3 protein-coding genes and 1 tRNA gene are annotated in these 4,715 nt (G+C 72.1%); 2 read left to right on the top strand and 2 right to left on the bottom strand.

Going from position 1 to position 4,715, the window contains the following annotated elements; all coding sequences use genetic code 11:
* Nucleotides 1–35: 35 nt before the first annotated feature.
* On the bottom strand, nucleotides 36–1,697 hold the full coding sequence (gene pgi, locus ACFRQN_RS39975) for a glucose-6-phosphate isomerase (protein WP_074005110.1): 1,662 nt from the start codon (nucleotides 1,695–1,697) through the stop codon (nucleotides 36–38).
* 174 nt (nucleotides 1,698–1,871) lie between these two features.
* Complete coding sequence (locus ACFRQN_RS39970) at nucleotides 1,872–3,455, bottom strand: Na+/H+ antiporter (RefSeq protein WP_074005109.1); 1,584 nt, start codon at nucleotides 3,453–3,455, stop codon at nucleotides 1,872–1,874.
* 190 nt (nucleotides 3,456–3,645) lie between these two features.
* On the opposite strand from ACFRQN_RS39970, the gene ACFRQN_RS39965 reads away from it, so the two are divergent.
* A complete protein-coding gene (locus ACFRQN_RS39965; RefSeq protein WP_380745559.1) occupies nucleotides 3,646–4,554 on the top strand; it encodes an NADP-dependent oxidoreductase in 909 nt (302 codons plus the stop codon).
* Between the two features lie 74 nt (nucleotides 4,555–4,628).
* Nucleotides 4,629–4,702 (top strand) — tRNA-Lys (locus ACFRQN_RS39960).
* Nucleotides 4,703–4,715 lie beyond the last annotated feature (13 nt).

Raw genomic sequence — 4,715 nt, 5'->3', positions numbered from 1 at the left:
GCCCGCCGGAGCGGACGGCCCGGGACGACGCGGGCTCAGCGGCCGCGCAGCGCGCGGTAGCGGGCGACCAGCTCGGCGGTGGAACTGTCCAGCTGCTCGGTGCCCTCGCCGGTGAGCAGCACCGGCTCGATCCGCTTGGCGAGCACCTTGCCCAGCTCGACGCCCCACTGGTCGAAGGAGTCGATGTTCCAGATCGCGCCCTGGACGAACACCTTGTGCTCGTAGAGGGCGACCAGCTGGCCGAGCACCGAGGGGGTGAGCTCGCCGGCCAGGAGGGTGGTGGTCGGGTGGTTGCCCTGGAAGGTCTTGTGCGGGACGAGCTCGGCGGGCACGCCCTCGGCCGCGACCTCCTCCGGGGTCTTGCCGAAGGCCAGCGCCTGGGTCTGGGCGAAGAAGTTGGCCAGCAGCAGGTCGTGCTGGGCGACCAGGCCGGCGGGCAGGTCGGCGACCGGCTTGGCGAAGCCGATGAAGTCGGCCGGGATGACCTTGGTGCCCTGGTGCAGCAGCTGGTAGTAGGCGTGCTGGCCGTTGGTGCCGGGGGTGCCCCAGACCACCGGGCCGGTCTGCCAGTCCACCGGGGTGCCGTCGCGGGTCACCGACTTGCCGTTGGACTCCATGTCCAGCTGCTGGAGGTAGGCGGTGAACTTGGACAGGTAGTGCGAGTAGGGCAGCACCGCGTGCGCCTGGGCGTCGAAGAACGCGCCGTACCAGACGCCGAGCAGGCCGAGCAGCAGCGGGACGTTCTGCTCCGGCGGGGCGGTGCGGAAGTGCTCGTCGACCAGGTGGAAGCCGTCCAGCATCTCGCGGAAGGCGTCCGGGCCGATGGCGGTCATCAGCGAGAGGCCGATCGCCGAGTCGTAGGAGTAGCGGCCGCCCACCCAGTCCCAGAACTCGAACATGTTGGCCGTGTCGATGCCGAAGTCCTGCACGCCCCGGGCGTTGGTGGACAGCGCGACGAAGTGCTTGGCCACCGCCTCGGTGCCGGCGCCCAGGCCGCCGAGCAGCCAGTCCCGGGCGGAGACCGCGTTGGTGATGGTCTCGATGGTGGTGAAGGTCTTCGAGGCGACGATGAACAGCGTCTCGGCCGGGTCGAGGTCGCGGACCGCCTCGTGCAGGTCGGCGCCGTCCACGTTGGAGACGAAGCGGACGTCGAGGTCGCGCTTGCTGTACGAGCGGAGCACCTCGTAGGCCATCGCCGGGCCGAGGTCGGAGCCGCCGATGCCGATGTTGACGACGGTGCGGATCGGCTTGCCGGTGTGGCCCTTCCACTCGCCGCTGCGGACCCGGTCGGCGAAGGCGGCCATCTTGTCGAGGACGGCGTGCACCGCGGGCACCACGTTCTCGCCGTCGACCTCGACCACGGCGCCGCGCGGGGCGCGCAGCGCCGTGTGCAGGACCGCCCGGTGCTCGGTGTTGTTGATCTTCTCGCCGCGGAACATCGCGTCCCGCAGCTCGGCGACACCGGTGGCGGCGGCCAGCTCGCGCAGCAGCCCCAGCGTCTCGTCGGTGACCAGGTGCTTGGCGTAGTCCACGTGCAGGTCGCCGACCTGGAGCGTGTAGCGGCGGCCGCGCTCCGGGTCGGCGGCGAACAGCTCGCGCAGGTGGGTGGCGCCCAGTTCGGTCCGGTGCTTGGCCAGGGCGGCCCACTGCGGGGTGCGGTCGAGCGGGGTGCGGGCGTCGGCGCGGGTCTCCGACATCGGTGGGTCCTCGATTCATCTGGGTGCAGAAACCGGCAGGGCCAGGCGTGAGGGTTCGCCGAGGTCGTGCGGGTACTGGTGGTGCGCCGACTCCGTTGACGGCCTGCCCGGGTTCAGCCTATGCAACCCCGGGGCCGGTCGTGCGCATTCCGCCCGGCCCCGGCTGCCGCCCCGTCACTTCCGTTCGGAGCGCAGGTCGAGTCCGCGCAGCACCTCGTCGACCAGCTCCGGATCGGCGCCGGGCTCGCTGCGGGCGGCGAGCATCTCGCGGCGGGAGGCGGCGATCATCTCCTGCTCGACGTCCCGGGCGGCCCGCCACTGGGCCATCCGCAGCTTGGCCTCGGCGGCCTCCTCCTCGGCGTAGTTCTCCGGGCAGAGCCGGGCCAGCCGGTCGTGCTGACGGTCCCGCAGGCGGTCGGCGACCTCGGCGGGCAGCCGGTCCTGCTCCTCCAGTTCGCCGAGCCGGTTGAGCCCGGCCTTGGCGGCCCGCCACCAGAGCTGGCGCACCGCCTGCTCGTGCTTGTCCTGGTCGATGTCCAGCTCGAACCGCTTGGCCAGCCAGGGCAGGGTGAGGCCCTGCACCAACAGGGTGAAGAGCACCACGCTGAAGGCGATGAAGACCAGCCGGCCGCGCTCGGGGAAGTCCTCGCCGGAGTGCAGGGTGAGCGGGATGGCGAGCGCCAGGGCGACGGTGGCCACGCCGCGCATGCCGGACCACCAGAGGATCACGCTCTCCTTCCAGCTGAACGGCGTGTCCTCCTCGTCGCCGGAGCGCAGCCGCTTCGACAGCCAGCCGGCCGGCAGCAGCCAGAGCAGCCGGACCGCCACGACCACCGCGATGACCACGGCGGCGTCGCCGATGAAGCCGGTCCAGCCGCGGCCGGCCTCCTTGAGCACGGTGGCCAGCTCCAGGCCGATCAGTCCGAAGGCGACGCCGGTGATCAGGATCTCGACCACCTCCCAGAAGGCGTTGCCGACCAGCCGGTAGGCGACGGCGTCCGCGTCGGAGGCCCGCTCGGCGAGGTAGAGCGCGCAGACCACGACGGCGAGCACGCCGGAGCCGTGGATCTCCTCGGCCAGGGTGTAGGCGGCGAAGGGCACCAGCAGGTTGAGCGCGACCTGCTGGGTCGGGTCGTCCAGGCGCTCGGCGAGCTTGGTGTTGACCCAGCCGAGCGCGACGCCGACCACCACGGCCAGCACCGCGGACAGCACGAAGCGCAGCACCGCGTCGCCGCCCGAGAAGTCGCCGCTGACCATGGCCTCGATGGACAGCGAGTAGATGACGATCGCGGTGACGTCGTTGAACAGCCCCTCGCTCTCCAGGATCGCCACCAGGCGGCGGGGCAGCCCGACGCTGCCGGCCACCGCGACGGCGGCGACCGGGTCGGGCGGGGAGACCAGCGCGCCGACCGCGATGGCGGCGGCCAGCGGCAGGGCGGGCAGCAGCCAGTGCACGGCACCGGCCACGGCGACCGTGGTGACCACCACCAGGCCGATCGCCAGCAGCAGGATCGAGCGGGCGTTGGCCTTGAAGTAGCGCACCGAGGAGCGCCGGGCCACCGCGAAGATCAGCGGCGGCAGGACCAGCGGGAGGATCAGCTCGGGTTCGATGCTGACGTCCGGGATCTGCGGGACGAGCGCCATGACGATGCCGAGCAGGGTCATCAGCACCGGTTGTGGCACTCCGGTCTTCCGACCGAGCGGCATGGTCACCACGGAGGCGAGCAGCACCAGGAAGAACAGGGGCAGCTGGCCCACGGGGAGGTTCCTCTCGACGACGGACGGCTGAGCGCCGTCCAGGATAAATCTGACAATGCGCCCATCAGTGTCGACACGCTGAACAAAAGCTTGACCTCAAGCGCACTTCAGGCCCGAGGATCGTCGACAACGGATGGATCAAGAAGGCTCACGAAGGTTCGAGAAGGATCGAGAAGGGGCGGGAAAAGGCATGAAAGCGGTCACCGTGACGGGGAGCGGCGGTCCTGAGGTCCTACAGGTCACCGAGGTGCCCGACCCGGAGCCCGGGCCGGGCGAGGTGCGGGTACGGGTGTACACGGCCGGGGTGCAGCCGGTGGACCTCGCGATCCGGGAGGGGTTCCGTCCGCCGGGCCTGGCGGTCGAGCCGCCGTTCGTCCTCGGCAACGAGTTCGCCGGGGTGGTCGACGCCCTCGGTCCGGACGCCGGCGACTGGCGGGTCGGGGACGAGGTGCTGGGCTTCCGGGTGCTGGGTTGCCAGGCCGACCGGGTCGTGGTCGACGCCGGCCGGCTGGTCGCCAAGCCTGCCGGGATGCCCTGGGAGCAGGCCGGCTCGCTCTCCGCCTCCGGCCAGACCGCGCACCTGGCGCTCACCGAGCTGGGCGTCGGCCCGGGCGACACCGTGCTGGTCCACGGCGCCGCGGGCGGGGTCGGCACGGTCGCCGTCCAGCTGGCCCGCGCCTGGGGCGCCACCGTGGTCGGCACCGCGAGCGAGCGCAACCACGCGTACCTGCGGGAACTGGGCGCGGTACCGGTCGCGTACGGCGAGGGGCTGGTGGAGCGGGTCCGGGCGGCGGCGCCGCAGGGGGTGACCGCGGCCTTCGACGCCGCCGGGCGGGGCGCCCTGGAGGCCTCCGTCGAACTGGTCGCCGACCGGGACCGGATCGGCACCGTGGTCGACTACCCGGGCGCCGAGCGGCTGGGCGTCCGGGCGCTGCGGGGCGAGCGGACGGCCGGGCGGCTGGCCGAGCTGGTGAAGCTCTGGGAGGCCGGCGCACTGCGGCTGGAGGTCGAGGAGTCGTTCCCGATCGAGCGGGTCGCCCAGGCCCACCGGCTGGTCGGCTCCGGGCACGTCCGGGGCAAGGTGGTGCTGACCATGTGAGCGCGCCGGGCTCCCCGCCCCGGGCCGATTGTGAGTTTCAGCCGCTGACCAGGTAATGTTCTCCACGTCAGCAGGCGCCGCTAGCTCAGTTGGTTAGAGCAGCTGACTCTTAATCAGCGGGTCCGGGGTTCGAGTCCCTGGCGGCGCACAGACAGCCGGAA

The organism is Kitasatospora sp. NPDC056800, from assembly GCF_042789775.1.
GTDB lineage: Bacteria > Actinomycetota > Actinomycetes > Streptomycetales > Streptomycetaceae > Kitasatospora.
Note: the sequence above shows the minus strand (reverse complement) of the source record. Positions and strands in the feature narration are given on the sequence as shown.